This is a genomic window from Paraburkholderia sp. J69-1, from assembly GCF_905220255.1.
Lineage (GTDB): Bacteria > Pseudomonadota > Gammaproteobacteria > Burkholderiales > Burkholderiaceae > Paraburkholderia.
On the sequence record NZ_CAJMZG010000020.1, the window covers coordinates 81245 to 97632 of the forward strand.

Annotated in this window: 13 protein-coding genes; 3 read left to right on the forward strand and 10 right to left on the reverse strand. The window is 64.6% G+C overall.

The window, feature by feature from the left end; translation table 11 throughout:
- Positions 1 to 32 precede the first annotated feature (32 nt).
- The 3 genes from U5A67_RS30040 to U5A67_RS30050 form a co-directional block, all read right to left on the reverse strand.
- Positions 33 to 1091, reverse strand: a complete 1059-nt coding sequence (locus tag U5A67_RS30040) for an ABC transporter permease (protein WP_205986126.1) — start codon at positions 1089 to 1091, stop codon at positions 33 to 35.
- Positions 1088 to 2608, reverse strand: a complete 1521-nt coding sequence (locus U5A67_RS30045) for a sugar ABC transporter ATP-binding protein (RefSeq protein WP_321817173.1) — start codon at positions 2606 to 2608, stop codon at positions 1088 to 1090. Before U5A67_RS30045 ends, U5A67_RS30040 begins: the two co-directional genes overlap by 4 nt.
- A gap of 96 nt (positions 2609 to 2704) precedes the next feature.
- Entirely contained in the window at positions 2705 to 3655 is a 951-nt protein-coding gene (locus U5A67_RS30050) for an ABC transporter substrate-binding protein (protein WP_415767965.1), read from the reverse strand.
- Positions 3656 to 3956: 301 nt separating this feature from the next.
- On the opposite strand from U5A67_RS30050, the gene U5A67_RS30055 reads away from it, so the two are divergent.
- Positions 3957 to 5699, forward strand: coding sequence for an IlvD/Edd family dehydratase (locus tag U5A67_RS30055; protein WP_321817175.1), 1743 nt, complete (start codon positions 3957 to 3959; stop codon positions 5697 to 5699).
- 64 nt (positions 5700 to 5763) lie between these two features.
- Here U5A67_RS30055 and fabV read toward each other — a convergent pair whose 3' ends face one another.
- The gene (fabV, locus tag U5A67_RS30060) at positions 5764 to 6960 is read right to left on the reverse strand and encodes an enoyl-ACP reductase FabV (RefSeq protein ID WP_321817176.1); all 1197 of its coding nucleotides are present in this window, start codon (positions 6958 to 6960) and stop codon (positions 5764 to 5766) included.
- Positions 6961 to 7135: 175 nt separating this feature from the next.
- A complete protein-coding gene (locus tag U5A67_RS30065) occupies positions 7136 to 8134 on the reverse strand; it encodes an NAD-dependent epimerase/dehydratase family protein (protein ID WP_321817177.1) in 999 nt (332 codons plus the stop codon).
- Positions 8135 to 8233: 99 nt separating this feature from the next.
- Between U5A67_RS30065 and U5A67_RS30070 the strand changes: the two genes are divergently transcribed.
- On the forward strand, positions 8234 to 9130 hold the full coding sequence (locus tag U5A67_RS30070; protein WP_321817178.1) for a LysR family transcriptional regulator: 897 nt from the start codon (positions 8234 to 8236) through the stop codon (positions 9128 to 9130).
- Positions 9131 to 9163: 33 nt separating this feature from the next.
- On the opposite strand, the gene U5A67_RS30075 is transcribed toward U5A67_RS30070, so the two are convergent.
- The 4 genes from U5A67_RS30075 to U5A67_RS30090 form a co-directional block, all read right to left on the reverse strand.
- Complete coding sequence (locus U5A67_RS30075) at positions 9164 to 9640, reverse strand: OsmC family protein (RefSeq protein WP_321817179.1); 477 nt, start codon at positions 9638 to 9640, stop codon at positions 9164 to 9166.
- A 112-nt stretch (positions 9641 to 9752) separates the two neighbouring features.
- Positions 9753 to 11321: an EAL domain-containing protein gene (locus U5A67_RS30080; RefSeq protein ID WP_321817180.1), complete on the reverse strand. Its 1569-nt coding sequence runs from the start codon at positions 11319 to 11321 to the stop codon at positions 9753 to 9755.
- Between the two features lie 140 nt (positions 11322 to 11461).
- Positions 11462 to 13231, reverse strand: coding sequence for a diguanylate cyclase (locus U5A67_RS30085; protein ID WP_321817181.1), 1770 nt, complete (start codon positions 13229 to 13231; stop codon positions 11462 to 11464).
- An 87-nt stretch (positions 13232 to 13318) separates the two neighbouring features.
- Complete coding sequence (locus U5A67_RS30090) at positions 13319 to 14215, reverse strand: LysR family transcriptional regulator (RefSeq protein ID WP_321817182.1); 897 nt, start codon at positions 14213 to 14215, stop codon at positions 13319 to 13321.
- A 117-nt stretch (positions 14216 to 14332) separates the two neighbouring features.
- Here U5A67_RS30090 and U5A67_RS30095 point away from each other — a divergent pair, with 117 nt between their 5' ends.
- A complete protein-coding gene (locus U5A67_RS30095) occupies positions 14333 to 15559 on the forward strand; it encodes an MFS transporter (RefSeq protein ID WP_321817183.1) in 1227 nt (408 codons plus the stop codon).
- Positions 15560 to 15648: 89 nt separating this feature from the next.
- Here the strand turns inward: U5A67_RS30095 and U5A67_RS30100 are convergent, their stop codons facing one another.
- Positions 15649 to 16308 carry an HD domain-containing protein gene (locus U5A67_RS30100; protein WP_321817184.1) on the reverse strand — a complete coding sequence of 220 codons (660 nt, stop codon included), beginning with the start codon at positions 16306 to 16308 and terminating at the stop codon, positions 15649 to 15651.
- Positions 16309 to 16388: the final 80 nt, after the last annotated feature.

A 16388-nucleotide genomic window follows, 5' to 3' on the forward strand; every position in this document is an offset into this window, starting at 1 on the left:
AAATCCCCGAAGTGTCCTTGAATGACGGGCGTTCATGCGCGCGCCCGGCGACCCGATGCGAGGCGTCGCAACTGCGCGGCCAGGAAAGCGCGCGCGGCGGGCGACTGGATCACGCTCACGACCAGCACGACCACGGCCTTGACCACGAGCGTGGCTTCGGGCGGCACGCCGATCGAATACGTCGTGTAGGTCAGCGTCTGGATGATTAGCGCGCCTAGCACCGTGCCCGCGAGACTGAAGCGCCCGCCCGAGAGCGAAGTGCCACCCAGCGTCACGGCGAGAATCGCGTCGAGTTCGAGCAGCAGACCGGCATTGTTGCCGTCGGCGCTACGCACGTTCGAGCTGATGAGAATGCCCGCAATCGAGGCCGTCAAACCGCAGAACGCATACGCGCCGAACACCACCGCCTGCGAAGACAAGCCCGCAAGCCGCGCGGCCACCGGATTCACGCCGATCGAGCGGATAAAAAGCCCCAGCGCCGTGCGATTGACGATCAGCACGGTCAGTACCGTTACGGCAATCGCGATCCACACCGCGCAGGGCACCAGCGCGAGATAACCGCCGCCCGCATAGAGATAGCCCTTTGCGCCGATCGGGATGATCTGCCCGCCGGTGAGCAGTTGCGCGACGCCGCGCCCGGCCACCATCAGGATCAGCGTGGCGATAATCGGCTGCATGCCGACAAAGGCCACCAGCAGGCCGTTCCAGAGGCCCGCGGCGAGGCCCACGGCCAGCGCCGCGCCAAAGGCCATGGCGACGTTGGTGGGATCGTCGGCGAGCACGGTGGCGGCTGCCGCGCCCGCGATGGCGACGACCGCGCCCACCGAAATATCGATGCCGCGCGTGGCGATCACGAGCGTCATGCCGAGCGACACCACCACCAGCGGTGCGGCGCGCATGAGGATATCGACGGGCGCGCCGAACAGATGGCCGCCGAGAATCGTGATCGACAGAAAGTTCGCACGATGCGCGACATCCACGGCGAATAGCGCCACCAGCGTGAGCGCAGGCCATACGAGCGGATGCCGCAGCAGCAGCGCGAGCCACGAGGGCAGGCCCGCAGGCAGCCCCGACTTCGGACGCGTGTTCATCGGCGGTCTCCGGCGATGAGGTCGTAGACCTCGTGTTCCGAGCGCTGCGCGCCCGCGAGTTCGGCCACCTTGCGGCGATCGCGCAGCACGGCGATACGATCGCTCACGCGCACCACTTCGCTGATTTCGGATGAGATGAACAGAATGCCCAGCCCCTTCGCGCAGAGCGCGCGCACGCGGTCCATGATTTCGAACTTGGCGGCGACGTCGATGCCGCGCGTGGGTTCGTCGAGGATAAGCAGACGCGGTTCGGTGGCGAGCCAGCGCGCCAGCAGCACCTTCTGCTGATTGCCGCCCGAGAGCAGGCCGATGGGTTGCTCCGCATCGCGCGCCTTGATGCCAAGTTGCGCGATGTATTGATCGGCGAGTTCGCGCTGGCGCGCGCGGCCGATCATGCGCCACCAGCCACGCCGCGCCTGCAGCGCCAGCACGATGTTTTCGCGGATCGACAGATCGGCGACGATGCCTTCCTTCTTGCGATCTTCCGGGCAGTAGGCCATGCCATGCCGCACGGCGTCGCGCGGCGAGGACAGCTTCACGGGCTTGCCGTTGATATGGACCGCGCCCGCGTCGGCTTTATCGGCGCCGAAAATCAGGCGTGCGGTTTCCGTGCGCCCTGAACCGAGCAAGCCGGCGAGGCCCAGAATCTGCCCCGGCTGCACTTCGAGATCGAGCGGATTGAGCACGCCGCGCCGCGCGACGCCTTGTGCTGCGAGGTAGGGCTGGCCGCCTGGCGCGGCGGCTTCGTCGTGGCGCGGCGCTTCCGCCTGCGCGAGCCGCGCGCCGGCATCCTCGAGCCCGACCATCTTCGCGACCAGCGTTTGCACCGGCAGATCGGCGGCAAGATATTCGCCTTCGCGCTCGCCGTTACGCATGACGGTGATGCGGTCGGAGATTGCGTAGGTCTGCTCCAGAAAATGCGTGACGAACAGAATCGCGATACCCGACGCTTTGAGCTTGCGCAGCACGTCGAAAAGCCGCGTGACTTCGCCTTCGTCGAGGCTGGAAGTGGGTTCGTCGAGAATCAGGATGCGCGCGTCGACCGACACCGCGCGCGCGATCGCCACCATCTGCTGCATCGCAATCGGATAGGTGTCGAGCGACTGCGTCACGTCGAGCGAAAGATTGAGTTGCGCGAGCGCTTCGGCGGCGCGCCGGTGAATCGTTTTCCAGTCGATCAGGCCGCGTTTGCGCGGCTGCCGCCCGGCGAAAATATTCTCCGCCACCGAGAGATTCGGGCAGAGATTGACTTCCTGATAGAGCGTCTGGATGCCCGCGGCTTCGGCTTCCTGCGGCGTCGAAAAACGCACCGCGTGGCCTGCAAGGCGGATCTCGCCGGCTTCCGGTTCGTGCACGCCCGTGAGCACGTTGATCAGCGTGGATTTGCCCGCGCCGTTCTGGCCCATCAGCGTGTGAACCTCGCCGGGGAACAGACGAAAATCGACCCGGTCGAGCGCACGCACGCCGGGGAAGGTTCGCGACAGGCCAACGGTTTCGAGTAGCGGCGTTGCGCTCATAAGCAGGAGCCGAAAAAGAACGAACTGCCAATCAATGCGTAGCGCGCGTCACGCTGGATAGACCGTGACGCGCGCCCCTTGCCTTCCCAACCTCGATCAATACTTGCGCGAGGGCAGCGTTTGCGCCGCAACATCCATCGGGAACACGGTTTCGTTCGTGACGATGCGCTTGGGCAATTGCTTGCCGGCGACCACGTCCTTCACGGCCGTCATCAGTTGCGGCCCGAGCAGCGGGCTGCATTCCACGTCCACGTTCATCTTGCCGGCGATCATCGCTTCGAAGCCGCCCTTGGTGGCGTCGAACGAGACCACGCTCACGTCCTTGCCCGGCTTCATGCCTGCTTCTTCCATCGCCTGGATCGCGCCCAGCGCCATGTCGTCGTTATGCGCGTAGACCACGTTGATCTTGTTGCCGTAGGACTTGGCGAAGGCTTCCATCACCTGCTTGCCGCCTGCGAGCGTGAAGTCGCCGCTTTGCGAAGCGATGATCTTGAACTTCGGATCGTTCTTGATGACTTCGATCAGACCGGCATGGCGATCGTTGGCCGGAGCGGAACCGACCGTGCCCTGCAGCTCGACGATATTGATCGGGCCGGGAGTGCTCTTGTAGTGCTCTTCGAGCCATTTGCCCGCGCGGCGGCCTTCTTCCATGAAGTCCGAACCGATCATCGTGACGTAGAGCGATTGATCCTTCACGTCGATGTTGCGGTCGGTGAGGATCACGGGAATCTTCGCGCGTTTGGCTTCCTGCAGCACCGGTTCCCAACCCGATTCCACCACCGGCGAGAACGCAATCACATCGACCTTCTGCGCGATATACGAGCGGATCGCCTTGATCTGGTTTTCCTGCTTTTGTTGCGCGTCCGAGAACTTGAGGTTGATGCCTGCGTCCTTGGCGGCGGCCTTGACCGACACCGTGTTGGCGGTGCGCCAGGCGCTTTCCGCGCCCACCTGGGCAAAACCCAGCGTAATCTGCTTGTCTTCGGCGTGCGCGACGCCCGCCGCCAGAGAGAAAGCCGCCGCTGCCGCGACGAACCCGCTCACCATGCGAGTTGCCAGTTTCATGCGTGTCTCCGATGTCGCTCTATCGTTTTTTAATTCACGGCGCATCGCTCGCGTCCACCACGGCCGGACAGAAGCACGAGTCGATCGCGCCATCCCGGGCCCTCGGTCGCCCTCGGACCGCTGCCTTGCAATTGCTGCATTGCGGTGCTGCTTTTTTGATTCGGATTTCTGAATAGCCAAACTATATGCAACAGTTAAGGCCGTTTTTATTAGCGTTTTCCCGATCATTGCGACTCATATAGTCATGCTATTTATGGGTCTTTCTCACAAAGTGGGCAAAGCCATGAACATCCGTAAGCCCAGGCTCCGCTCGGCCGAGTGGTTCGGCACGGCGGACAAGAACGGTTTCATGTATCGCAGCTGGATGAAGAACCAAGGCATTCCCGATCACGAGTTCGCCGGCAAGCCCATTATTGGCATCTGCAATACGTGGTCGGAACTCACGCCCTGCAATGCGCACTTTCGCAAGCTCGCGGAACACGTGAAGCGCGGCGTGTACGAGGCGGGTGGTTTTCCGGTCGAGTTTCCGGTGTTTTCGAACGGCGAATCGAATCTGCGGCCCACGGCGATGTTCACACGCAATCTCGCCTCGATGGACGTGGAGGAATCGATCCGCGGCAATCCCGTCGATGCGGTGGTGCTGCTGGTGGGCTGCGACAAGACTACGCCGGCCTTGCTGATGGGCGCGGCCAGTTGCGATGTGCCCGCGATCGTGGTGAGCGGCGGACCGATGCTCAACGGCAAGCACGAAGGGCGCGACATCGGCTCGGGCACGGTCGTGTGGCAATTGAGCGAGCAGGTGAAGGCGGGCAAGATTTCGATTCACGATTTCATGTCGGCGGAAGCGGGCATGTCGCGTTCGGCGGGCACCTGCAACACCATGGGCACGGCTTCGACGATGGCCTGCATGGCAGAAGCATTAGGCGTGACGTTGCCGCATAACGCAGCGATTCCAGCGGTAGATGCGCGGCGTTATGTGCTCGCACAAATGTCAGGAATGCGAATCGTCGAAATGGCGCTAGAGGATGTGCGGCTTTCGAAACTGCTCACGCGCGAGGCGTTCGAGAATGCGATACGCGCGAATGCGGCGATAGGCGGCTCCACCAACGCGGCGATTCATTTGAAGGCGATCGCCGGGCGCATTGGCGTGCCGCTGGAACTGGACGACTGGACCCGCATCGGGCGCGGCACGCCCACGCTGGTCGATCTGCAGCCTTCCGGCCGCTTCCTGATGGAAGAGTTCTATTACGCGGGCGGTCTGCCCGCCGTGTTGCGCAGGCTCGGCGAAGCGAATCTGCTGCCGCATCCCAATGCGCTCACGGCCAATGGCCGAACGCTTTGGGAGAACGTGCGCGAAGCGCCGAACTATAACGACGAAGTCATCCGCCCGATCGGCAATCCGCTCGTGCAGGATGGCGGCCTGTGCGTGTTGCGCGGCAATCTCGCGCCCAACGGCGCGGTGCTCAAACCGTCTGCGGCCACGCCGAAATTGCTCAAGCATCGCGGCCGAGCCGTGGTGTTCGAGCATTTCGAGGACTACAAAAAGCGCATCGTCGATCCCGATCTGAACGTGACGGCGGATTCGGTGCTCGTGATGAAAAACTGCGGCCCGAAGGGTTATCCGGGCATGGCCGAAGTCGGCAATATGGGCCTGCCGCCCAAGCTGCTCGCGCAGGGCGTGACCGACATGGTGCGCGTGTCGGACGCGCGCATGAGCGGCACGGCTTACGGCACGGTGGTGCTGCACGTCGCGCCCGAGGCGCGCGCGGGCGGGCCGCTTGCCATCGTGCGCGACGGCGACTGGATCGAGCTGGATTGCGAAACCGGCACGCTGCGCGTGGATATCGACGATGCGGAAATTCACACGCGTCTGGACACGTGGCGCGCGCAGCAACAGCCGCTGGCGGCGGACGGCAGCGGTTATCGCAAGCTCTACGTCGAACACGTGCTGCAAGCCGACGAAGGCTGCGACTTCGATTTTCTGGTGGGTTGCCGAGGCGCGGAGGTGCCGAAGCACTCGCATTGACCGGCGTGATGTCGTTGTGCGCGCAACGGGCGAAAGCCCGCTGCGCGCACACGGATGGACTGCTTTACTTCTCGATGATGCCCGGAATCGCGACGTTCGGATTGACGTCGGCCGTGTAGTCCACGCCTTCGATGCCGAAGCCGAACAGGCGCAGGAATTCCGCCTTGTAGCCGGCGAAATCGGTCATCGCGTAGATGTTGTCATCGGCGACTTCGTTCCACCAGGCCTTGACCTGCTCCTGGATGGCCGGATCGAGTTCCTTGTAGTCGGCGCGCAGACGGCCTTCGTCGTCGAGGATCGGCGTCGTGCTGTAGAGCGAGTCCTTGTACAGACCGTAGACCTGCTCGATGCAGCCTTCGTGCGTGCCGTTGGCCTTCATCGCGCGGAACAGCAGCGAGAGGTAGAGCGGCATGATGGGAATCGCCGAGCTGGCCTGCGTTACTACGGCCTTGAGCACGGCCACGCGGGCGTCGCCGCCGGTGGCTGCGAGCTTCGCGCGAATGCCCAGCACCTTCTGGTCCAGATCCTTCTTGGCCTGGCCGATCGAGCCGTTCCAGTAGATGTCGTGCGTGACTTCGGCGCCCAGATACGTGAACGCCGTGGTCTTCGCGCCATCGGCGAGCACGCCGGCTGCAGCCAGCGCGTCGATCCACATCTGCCAGTCTTCACCGCCCATCACCGCCACGGTGCCGTCGAGCTCTTCCTGGGTGGCCGCTTCGAGGACGGTTTCCTTGATCACTTCCTTGTCGGTGTCGATGCCGCGCATGCGCAGCTGCTTGCCGACCGGCTTGAGTGTCGAGTTGTGCACGGTGCCCGTGACCGGGTGCGTGCGGCGCGGCGCGGCGAGGCTGTAGACCACCAGGTCGACCTGGCCGAGATCGCGCTTGATCGCTTCGATGGTTTCCTGCTTGATGACGTCCGAGAACGCGTCGCCGTTGATGGACTTCGCGTAGAGGCCCTTCTGGGTGGCGAACTTCTCGAAGGCCGCCGTGTTGTACCAGCCGGCCGTGGCCGGGCGGGTGTCGGTGCCGGCGCGCTCGAAGCAGACGCCGAGCGTGGCTGCATCCGAGCCGAAGGCCGCCGAAATGCGGGCGGCGAGGCCGTAGCCGGTCGAGGCGCCGAGCACGAGCACGCGCTTCGGGCCGTTGGCCACGGGGCCGTGTTGTTTAACGTATTCGATTTGCTGAGCGACGTTGGCTTCACATCCTGCCGGATGGGCCGTCACGCAAATGAAGCCGCGGACGCGCGGTTCGATAATCATCAGACTTCTCCGTAAGTCGCATGGTGCATGCAGGAACGGGGCGCATTTTAGCGCGAGCCGGGCCTGCGGGCCATTCGTCGCGTTTTTGGCGAGGGTTATTGGGGCCGGTTGCGCGCTGAGAGCGGCATTTTTTGCGGCCATTTTTCCCTCGCCACGGAGTCGTTTCGAGGCGCTTTCAGTGTGCCGCGGCCATCGGATTCGACGCGGCCGGCAGGCAGCCAAGGCCTTGCAGCGTGGCTTCCACAGCGTTATCCAGCGGTGTGTGCGGCTCGCGGCCGAGCGTTGCGACGAGGCGGCGGTTGTCGAGTTCGAGCGTCTCGCGCCAGAGATAGCGCATTTCCAGCATTTCGCGCGGCGTGGTCGAAAAGAGCGCTGCCACGTAGATCAGCGGCCAGGGAAACGCGCCGCGCTTGACCGTCAGGCCGTGGCGCGCGGCCACGCGGCAAATGGCGGCGGCCATTTGCGTGCCGTCTGCGTCCCAGTGGCCGGCCATGTGAAAGCGCGCGAAAGGCGCGAGCGCGTCGCGCTGCGCGATCAGTTCGAGCATGGCGCGCGCGACGTCCGGCACATAGCCCCAGGCGTGGCCGATGCCAGGCGTGCCCGGCTCGCGCACGCTCGCCACCGGCGCGCCGGGCTTGAGAAACCCCTGCGCGAGCCAGCTATTTCCTACCCGCGGCCCGAAAAAGTCGCCCGCCCGCAGCACGATCGCGCGCACGTCCCGCGCGGTGGCGGCCTCGATGCACCGCTCCAGTTCCACGCGGATCGCGCCCTTGCGGGTGCGCGGCTGCTGCGGCGCGTCCTCGGCCACCCGCGGCAGCGCCTCGGGGCCGAAGTTGTAGACCGTGCCCGGCAGCACGACGGTGGCGCGCTCAGCCTGTGCGGCGGCCAGCGTGTTGTCGATCATCGGCAGCACGAGATCGGCCCAGCGTCGATAACCCGGCGGATTCACCGCATGCACGATCACCTCGCATCCCTGGGCGGCGCGCAGGACGGCTTCGCGGTCCATGACATCGCCTTGCACGACCTCGAAGCCCGGCAGGCTGGCAGCGCGCCGCTGCAAGGCCCGCACGCGCCAGCCCGCACCGGCAAGCTGGCGCGCGACTTCGCCGCCGATTCCGCCGCTCACGCCCAGCACGAGGGCCGTGCGGGCCGGTTCTCTGAGATTTGCCGCCATGATCGTTCTCGCTTGAATGAAGTGTCGATGGCTGCATTCTGCGCGTCTCGCAGATCATAAAAAATTGCCGAAGATGCGCTATCGGCTATACATTTATGCATGGCTTCGAACCTCAATTGGGAACTCTACCGGACCTTCCTCGCGGTACTCACGGAAGGCTCGCTCTCGGGCGCGGCGCGCGCGCTCGGCATCACGCAACCTACGGCGGGGCGGCATATCGCGTCGCTGGAAGCCGCGTTCGGCCAGTCGCTGTTCACGCGCTCTCCCGCCGGCTTTCTGCCGACCGAGGCCGCAGGCACGCTGCGCGGTTACGCCGAGTCCATGCGCAGCACGGCGGCGGCGCTTGAACGCGCGGCTTCGGGGCAGGGCAATGCGATGTGCGGCGTCGTGCGTGTGTCGGCCAGCGAAGTGGTGAGCGTGGAAGTGCTGCCGCCGATCCTCGCCGCCTTGCGCCGCGCGCATCCGCAGATCGTCGTCGAACTGGTGCCGAGCAACCGGCTGCAGGACCTGCTTCAGCGCGAAGTGGATATTGCCGTGCGCATGACGCAGCCGCAGCAGGACATGCTGATCGCGCGGCGGATCGGCGAGATCGAGATCGGCATGCACGCGCGCGACGACTATCTGGCCGATCACGGCACGCCCGACACGCTCGCCGATCTCGCGCGGCACACGCTGATCGGCTATGACACGGTGACGCCGTTCGTGCGCGCGGCGTCGAGCAGCTTGCCGTACTGGAAGCGCGAGAGTTTTGCGCTGCGCACCGATAGCGATGTCGCGCAACTGGCGCTTATCCGCGCGGGTTGCGGTATCGGCATTTGCCAGGTAGGGCTGGCGCGGCGCGACGCGCGCCTGCAGCGCGTGCTGCCGCATGACTGCGCCGCGAGCCTGACGACGTGGATCGCCATGCATGAAGACCTGCGTAGCAACAAGCGCTGCAAGGCGGTGTTCGATGCGCTGGCCAGCGGCCTGGAAGCGTATATCGCGCAGGCGGCCTGAACGTGCCCGCCCGCGCCTGTGATCAGCGGGAGATCATTCGCTCGCGATCTCCACCACCGGCTCGCAGCGAATCGGGAAGTTCACCGAGTTGGCGATATAGCACTGCTCGTGCGCCGCGTGGTGCAGCTGTTCGGCGAGACTCGGGTTGTCGCCCGCGCGGATCGTCACGCGCGGACGCAGCACGATTTCCTTGAAGCAGCCGCGCTGCGGGCTGTCGATCATCGTGCCCTGCGCGTCGTCCACATAGGCGAGCACGACGATGCCCGCATCGGCGCACAGATGCAGATACCAGAGCTTGTGACAGGCGCTGGCCGAGGCCACGAGCAGATCTTCCGGGTTCCAGCGCGCGGCGTCGCCACGAAATGCGGGGTCCGCCGATCCGGCGATAGCGGCCTTGCCGGCCGCTTCGATCGTGTGATCGCGGTCATAGTCGCGATACCCCGAGGTGCCCGTGCCGCGATTGCCGGTCCATCGCACCGTCACCGCGTAGTTGTGTTCTTTGTGCGCCATCTGAAGCTCTCCGTGCTGTCATGGGTCGGCACATTAAGACACAACACGGCTTTTTTTACGACGTTTTTTTCTGGTTTTCCGCTGAGCCTCGCGCGCAAACCGGGATCGATTTTCAGGCTGTCACTAGAGCGTTTTCTTCGACCCAGCGCACGAATTCCTCCGCAGGCATGGCCTTCGCATAAAGCCAGCCTTGTGCGAACTGCACGCCATGCTCGCGCAGATACGCGGCCTGTGCTTCGATTTCCACGCCTTCGGCCACCATCGCCAGATTCAACTCATGCGCGATGCTGATCACGTGCGGCACGATCGCATTGACTTCCGAACCCGAAGTCAGCGATTTGACGAAGGCTTTATCGATCTTGATGCCGTCCACGGGCAGCGTTTGCAGATACGCGAGACTCGAATAACCGGTGCCGAAATCGTCGATAAAAACCTGATGCCCCGCATCGCGATAGCGCTGTAAAACAGGCCCGATCTGTTCGGCGTCGATAAACGCGCGCTCGATGCATTCGAACCAGATTTGCCTCGCCAGCACGTCGTATTTCGCGAAACACGCGTCGAGCGTCTTCAGCACGCGCGAGGAAACCAGATCGTCGCGCGTGAGGTTGATCGAGATATGCAGGTCGCGACGCTGCGCGAGCACGCTGCCTGCGCCTGCAAACACGGATTCGATCACGAGGTCGGTGATTGGCTGGATCAGGCCGATCGATTCCGCCATGGGAATAAAGGTGTCGGGCGCGATCAGGGTGCCGTCGCCGAGACGCCAGCGCACCAGCGCTTCCGCACCGATGCAGCGGCCCGTGCGCAGATCGACGAGCGGCTGGAACCATGCCGTGAACTGGCGCCGGCGTATGCCTTCGAGCAGCGCATGACGCGGCGTGCGCAGCTTGCGGCGCCAGCGCAGCACGAGCCACGTGCCCAGCACGCTGGCGATCAGCACGGGCACGAGAAAGGTTCTGATCTGCGCGGGAAAGTCCGGCCGCACGCGATCTTCGGGCTCGTAAGCGACGACCGAAATCGGGTAGCGCTGTGAACGATTCACCACGTAGTAGCGTTGCTCGAAGAAATGCGCGGCCGGATCGCGAAACAGCGCGGCGCGCGACAGCGCTTCGTCGGCACGCGGCCAGCGCGCGATAACCGAACCATCGACGGATTCGAGCAGCGCGAGTTCGATCGTGTCGTCGAGCGGCACGATGTCCAGATAAAAGCGCGGGTCGACCACGACAATATGATTGCCGAGCCGGATATTGAGCATGGGCAGTTCATTGCCGCGCTTGCCCGCTTCCGTGGACCACGCGCTGACGTCGTGCGGGTAGTGCCATTGCGCGGGCGGCAGCGCGTTATCCATGCCGCCGCGCAACGACGAACAGAGAATGCGCGTGCCATCGGTCCACGCGACATTGCGGATATAGCGGTATTGCTCCTCGACACGCCGCATCGATTGCAGATGGTCGGGCGTGCAGGGCGTGTCGTCGAAGCTGGAAAGCGTGCGCAGGGAAGCAACAGCTTCGGCGGTCACGAGTTCGGCGCGTATCAAGGCGCGCCGCGAGTATTCGTTCACCTGCTCGCGCTGATGCTGCTCGATCACTGCATCCGTGGCAGCGGCGACAGCCGCGAGCGTCGCGCACACCGTAAGCGCGACGAGGCAGAACGTGACCAGCACGGACAATCTGCTTTTCATGCCGGATAGGCGCGTTCGCGTGGGTGAGTGGCCAGCCGATGTTAGCCCCTTTCGCGCGCTGCGGTCCGAGCGGTGCGCATTGCGCCGCTATGTCGCTAAACGCCTTATTCGTTGCGCATGAAATGAGTCAGGCCGCGCGTTCAATGGAGTTGCAGATCGGCGTGCACCACACGATTGCGCCCGCTTTCCTTCGCTCGATAGAGGCGCCGGTCGGCGACCTGCATGAGCGCTTCGTAATCGGCGGCGCAATCTTCGGGGCTGGCGGCCACGCCGATCGACACCGTGAAGGCGATCGCATCGGCGCTGTCTGGTGGGGCGTCGGCGCGCACATGCGATTCGACGGCGCGGCGCACGCGTTCGGCCACGGCGGCGGCGGTGGCGAGATCGGCGTCGGGCAGCAAGGCTGCGAATTCCTCGCCGCCCACGCGCGCAGGCAGGTCCACGCTGCGCAGATTCGCCTGGAGGATCTCCGCGAAGATCGTCAGCACGCGATCGCCGGCCGCGTGACCAAAACTGTCGTTGACGCGCTTGAAGAAGTCGATGTCGAGCATCAGCGCGGCCATCTGCGGAGGCTTGCTCTCTGCGCCTTCCTTGCCTTCGGCGCGTTGGGCGCGGTCGAGGTTTTCCGCGAAGGCTTCCATGAAGCGCCGCCGGTTGGCGAGACCGGTGAGCGGGTCGCTGCGAGCGAGCGCTTCCAGCCGCTCGCTCGCTTCCACGTAATGGCCGAATATATTCGTGACGATGCGCAGCGTGCCCACCAGCAGCAGGATCAGCACGATCCACGCGGCAATGACCGGGCTGTTGAACACGCGTCGCGCGGCGGTGAGCGTGAGTTCGCTGTTGTCGGTGGGCGCGAGCAGCATCCAGTGCGTCTGGCCGACACGCTGATACAGGACGTAAGTGCCGCGATGCTCGACGTAACCGGAGCCTTGCCGCATCCATCGATCGACCGAATGCTGGGCGATCTGCAGCAGTTCGGGATTGAAGGCCGCAGGGCGCTGATCGGTGAGTGCGCCGTTGCGGAAATAAACGATGTTGCCGTTGCTGTTGAGCAGGCCGAATTCGATATTTTCGTCGCCGTCTTCGGGCGCGCCGCCTGCGGCGAGTTGCAGCGAGAGCAGACGCGAAGGCGTGAGATCCATCACCACTGCGCCGCGAAACTTGCCGTCCACATACACCGGCGCGCTGAGCGTCGAAATCGATTCGCCCTTTTGCAGGCCCGCATACACCGGCGTCCACAGCACGTCGCGCGCGGGATTGCGCTCGGGCAACTGGCCGCGATAATAGTTCATCGTGTTGAAGCGGCGCAGCAGGTCGGGCACGCTGCGGCCCTGATGCTCGGGCGCGATCACGAACACGCCATTCGACGAGATAAAGGCCACGGTGCTTTGCACGGTATCCGCATGCTGGCTGATCTGCACGAGCGGGCTGATGGCGCGCGCGAGCGCGATATCGGCGGGCAAGGTGGCGGGGTCGCGCTGGAAGCCTTCGAGACCGGCCAGACCGGCCGCATTGGTGCCGTAGACGCCGGGCCCGTCGAGCGCACCGGCCACATGCCAGACCGGCTGCGTGGAGGCGGCCAGCGCCTGCATCACGGCCGATTGTTCGGCGGGCGAGGGCGGCGTGCTGGCGGCAAGCTGATGCTCGGCGTAATTGCGCAGGAACATCAGGCGGCGGCGTTCGGCTTCGATCAACGCGTCCACGCCCACGGCGCGCACTTCGAGATCGCGCTGGCGGCTGTGCAGATCGTTGCGCGTCATGTTGTACAACTGGCGCAGACCGACCGCGCTCAACAGCGCCATCGCGCCGATAAAACAGAGCGTCACCACGAGACGCGGCCGCTTCATGACGATGCTGGAAAAGCGGCCGCTTCGCGTGTGGACCGCCGAGCACTTCGCGCTGCGCTGCATGGTGTCGCCGTCCCTCGTGGTTGTGCCGCCGCGCGGCGTTCGGGTACGGCGCCAAGGATAGCATCGGGCGATTTTGCGAGTCCCGGCTCAGGCCAGCGCGACGAATTCCCGGACCGTGGCCGAGGTGTCCTGCTCGCGCCAGCCGAGCGCGAGGCGCGCGCGCATATGCACGCCGGTCACATCGAGATAACGCACGCCCTTGACCTGCACCTGGGCGATGGCGGCGGGCACGATCGACACGCCCAGACCGGCCGCCACCAGATTGACGACGGACGACACCTGCGGCGCGGGCTGCGCGAGACGCGGGCTGAAGCCGGTTTCGGCGCAGGCGCGCACGATCTCGTCGTGCAGCGTGGCGCCCGCAGGGCCGGACACCAGCACGAAGGGTTCGTGTTCGAGCGCAGTGAGCGGCAGGCGCCGGCGCGCGGCAAGCGGGTGCGACGCGGGCAGCGCGATCTTCATCGCTTCATCGGGGAAGTGATGCAGGGCGATGCCGGGCAGCGCTTGCGCCTGGGCCTGAGCTGTTTCGCGGCGTCCGGGGCGGAAGAACACCGCGTCGAGCCGGTCTTCGGCGAGACCCTGAAGCAATAGCGGCGTGTTGGCTTCGTCAAGCGTCAGGTCGACGGCCGGAAAGCGCTGCTTGTAGCGCTGGATCAGATTCGGCACGAGCGGATTGAACGCCGCCGACCCCGTGAAGCCGATGCGGATCTGGCCCGCTTCGCCGCGCGCCGCCCGTTGCGCGACCTGCGCGGCGCGCGCGGCATCGTCGAGCACCCGGCGCGCTTCGATCAGAAACGCCTCGCCCGCGCGCGTGAGATCGGCGCCTTGCGGCGTGCGCACGAACAGGGTAACGCCCAGTTCGTGCTCCAGACTCTTGATCTGCTGACTGAGCGGCGGCTGGCCGATACCGAGCTTTTCGGCCGCGCGCGTGAAGTTGCGCTCGGCCGCCACGGCGACGAAATAGCGAAGATGTCGAAGTTCCATGCCGATGTTAGCCAGTGCTAAAAAGTATCGCGTTAGCGGGTTCCATATATTGGACAGTATAGCGGCGCGGCGGGACAATTTGCCTCGTCACTGGATTTTCCGCGAGGCATCGCCGTTATGAGTTCCGTATCGTCCGCCGTGGGTGTCAGCCCGGGCTCCGCTGCTTATCGCCGCATCAGCATTGCGCTGTTTCTGGCCGGATTTGCTACGTTTTCCTTACTGTATTGCGTGCAGCCGCTGCTGCCGGTATTCGCCGATGAGTTTCATATCGGCGCGGCGCAAAGCTCGCTGGCGCTGTCCTTATCGACGGGCTTTCTTGCGGTGTCGATTCTGTGCGCGGGCGCGCTCTCCGAGCGCTTCGGGCGGCGCGGCCTGATTTTCGCGTCGATGACGCTGGCCGCGCTCTTTAACGTGCTCGCCGCCGTCGAGCCCAGCTGGCACGGCATTCTGGTCGCACGCGCACTCGAAGGTTTCGCGCTGGGCGGCGTGCCCGCCGTGGCCATGGCTTATCTCGCCGAAGAAATCACCGCCACCGGGCTGGGATTCGCGATGGGGCTTTACGTGGGCGGCACCGCGTTTGGCGGCATGGTCGGGCGCGTGGGCATGAGCTGGCTCAGCGAGCATCTGTCGTGGCGCACCGCCATGCTGACGATAGGCGTGATCGACATTGTCGCGGCCGTGGCGTTCTTCGTGCTGCTGCCCGCTTCGCGCAATTTCGTGCGCCGCGCGAGCCTCAATCCCGCGCATCACATCGCGCTGTGGCGCAAGCATCTGGGCGCATCCACGCTGCCTGCGGTGTTCGCCACGGGTTGTCTCGCGATGGGCTTTTTCGTGACGATCTACAACTACGCGGGCTTTCGTCTGCTGCTGCCGCCGTTCAATCTGAGCGAGACGCAAACGGGCCTGATTTTCTGCGCTTATCTGTTCGGTATCGTCGCCGCGACGATGGCTGGCGCGCTCGCCGACCGCTGCGGTCGCGGGCCGATTCTGATCGGCGGCGTCGTGGTCGCGGCGCTGGGACTGGCGTTGACGCTCGCGCATGCGATCGTGCCGGTGGTGATCGGCATTATCGTGCTGACGGTGGGCTTCTTTACGACGCATTCGGTCGCGAGCGGCTGGGTGGGCCAGCTTGCTGATGGCGCGAAGGGGCACGCCACGTCGCTCTATCTGCTGGCCTATTACCTGGGGTCGAGCGTGCTGGGATCGTGGGGCGGCTGGTTCTGGCAGAACGGGCAGTGGCCTTCCGTGGTGGCGTTTTCCTTTGCGATGCTGGCGGCGTGTGGCGTGCTGGCGATGTTTATCGCAGGCAGACAGTCACGCGCGGCGGTGAAGCTGGCGAGCTAGAACATCGAAAAACAGCCGTAAAACAGCCGTAAAACGCAAAGCGCGCCGGGAAATCCAGCGCGCTTTTTTGCTTTCAACGGACCGATACTTCAAGCTTTCCACGCCGACCCGCGGATCACGCTGCAAAAATTTCCCGCGTGAAAATGCGGGTCCTTATCGGCGAGCACATCGGCTTTCACATTGCCGAACGTCGTTGCGGGCTTGTGGCGGATGCCGTCATAGAAGGCCTGAATGATGTCTTCCTTGAAATGCTCCGTGCGCGGGTGCGCGTGCACGACCGCCTCGCGTTCCGCATCGCTGTACTCGTGATACGTGAGGCCGAGCACATCCATCTCCACACCCGCCGTCACCAGCGCGACAACCGGATGCATATGCTGAGGAATCCCAGGCGTGGTGTGAAGGGCGATGGCGGTCCAGACCAGATCGACATCGTGCTGATCGATGCCGCGTGCGCGCAGGAAGTCGCGTGCGGCGTTGGCGCCATCGACTTCGAAACGCTCGTGTTCGCTGCTATGCGAATGCATCAGCCCGACATCGTGGAACATGGCGCCTGCGTAAAGCAGTTCGGGATCGAACTTCAGGCCGCGATGCAGCCCGGCCAGCGCGCCGAAATGATAGACGCGGCTCGAATGATTGAACAGCAAGGGCGATTCGGTATCGCGCACGAATTCGGTGATTTCTCGGGCGAGCTGGCTATCCGGAATGCGGGCAAGGCGCGGCACGGCGGTGGAGGAAAGATCGAGGCTCATGACAGGGCTCCTTTCGGGGTGGTGTGGAGTCCATTCTGGCCTGTGCTAGCATTGTCCGTAGTTGACTGACTACGCCGAAT

Coding starts and splice junctions, on each gene's coding strand:
- U5A67_RS30070 (WP_321817178.1), top strand. CDS start 8,234: ATGGCTTCGAACCTCAATTGGGAACTCTACCGGACCTTCCTCGCGGTA.
- fabV (WP_321817176.1), bottom strand. CDS start 6,960: ATGATTATCGAACCGCGCGTCCGCGGCTTCATTTGCGTGACGGCCCAT.
- U5A67_RS30090 (WP_321817182.1), bottom strand. CDS start 14,215: ATGGAACTTCGACATCTTCGCTATTTCGTCGCCGTGGCGGCCGAGCGC.
- U5A67_RS30065 (WP_321817177.1), bottom strand. CDS start 8,134: ATGGCGGCAAATCTCAGAGAACCGGCCCGCACGGCCCTCGTGCTGGGC.
- U5A67_RS30085 (WP_321817181.1), bottom strand. CDS start 13,231: ATGCAGCGCAGCGCGAAGTGCTCGGCGGTCCACACGCGAAGCGGCCGC.
- U5A67_RS30050 (WP_415767965.1), bottom strand. CDS start 3,655: ATGGTGAGCGGGTTCGTCGCGGCAGCGGCGGCTTTCTCTCTGGCGGCG.
- U5A67_RS30045 (WP_321817173.1), bottom strand. CDS start 2,608: ATGAGCGCAACGCCGCTACTCGAAACCGTTGGCCTGTCGCGAACCTTC.
- U5A67_RS30075 (WP_321817179.1), bottom strand. CDS start 9,640: ATGGCGCACAAAGAACACAACTACGCGGTGACGGTGCGATGGACCGGC.
- U5A67_RS30055 (WP_321817175.1), top strand. CDS start 3,957: ATGAACATCCGTAAGCCCAGGCTCCGCTCGGCCGAGTGGTTCGGCACG.
- U5A67_RS30040 (WP_205986126.1), bottom strand. CDS start 1,091: ATGAACACGCGTCCGAAGTCGGGGCTGCCTGCGGGCCTGCCCTCGTGG.
- U5A67_RS30100 (WP_321817184.1), bottom strand. CDS start 16,308: ATGAGCCTCGATCTTTCCTCCACCGCCGTGCCGCGCCTTGCCCGCATT.
- U5A67_RS30080 (WP_321817180.1), bottom strand. CDS start 11,321: ATGAAAAGCAGATTGTCCGTGCTGGTCACGTTCTGCCTCGTCGCGCTT.
- U5A67_RS30095 (WP_321817183.1), top strand. CDS start 14,333: ATGAGTTCCGTATCGTCCGCCGTGGGTGTCAGCCCGGGCTCCGCTGCT.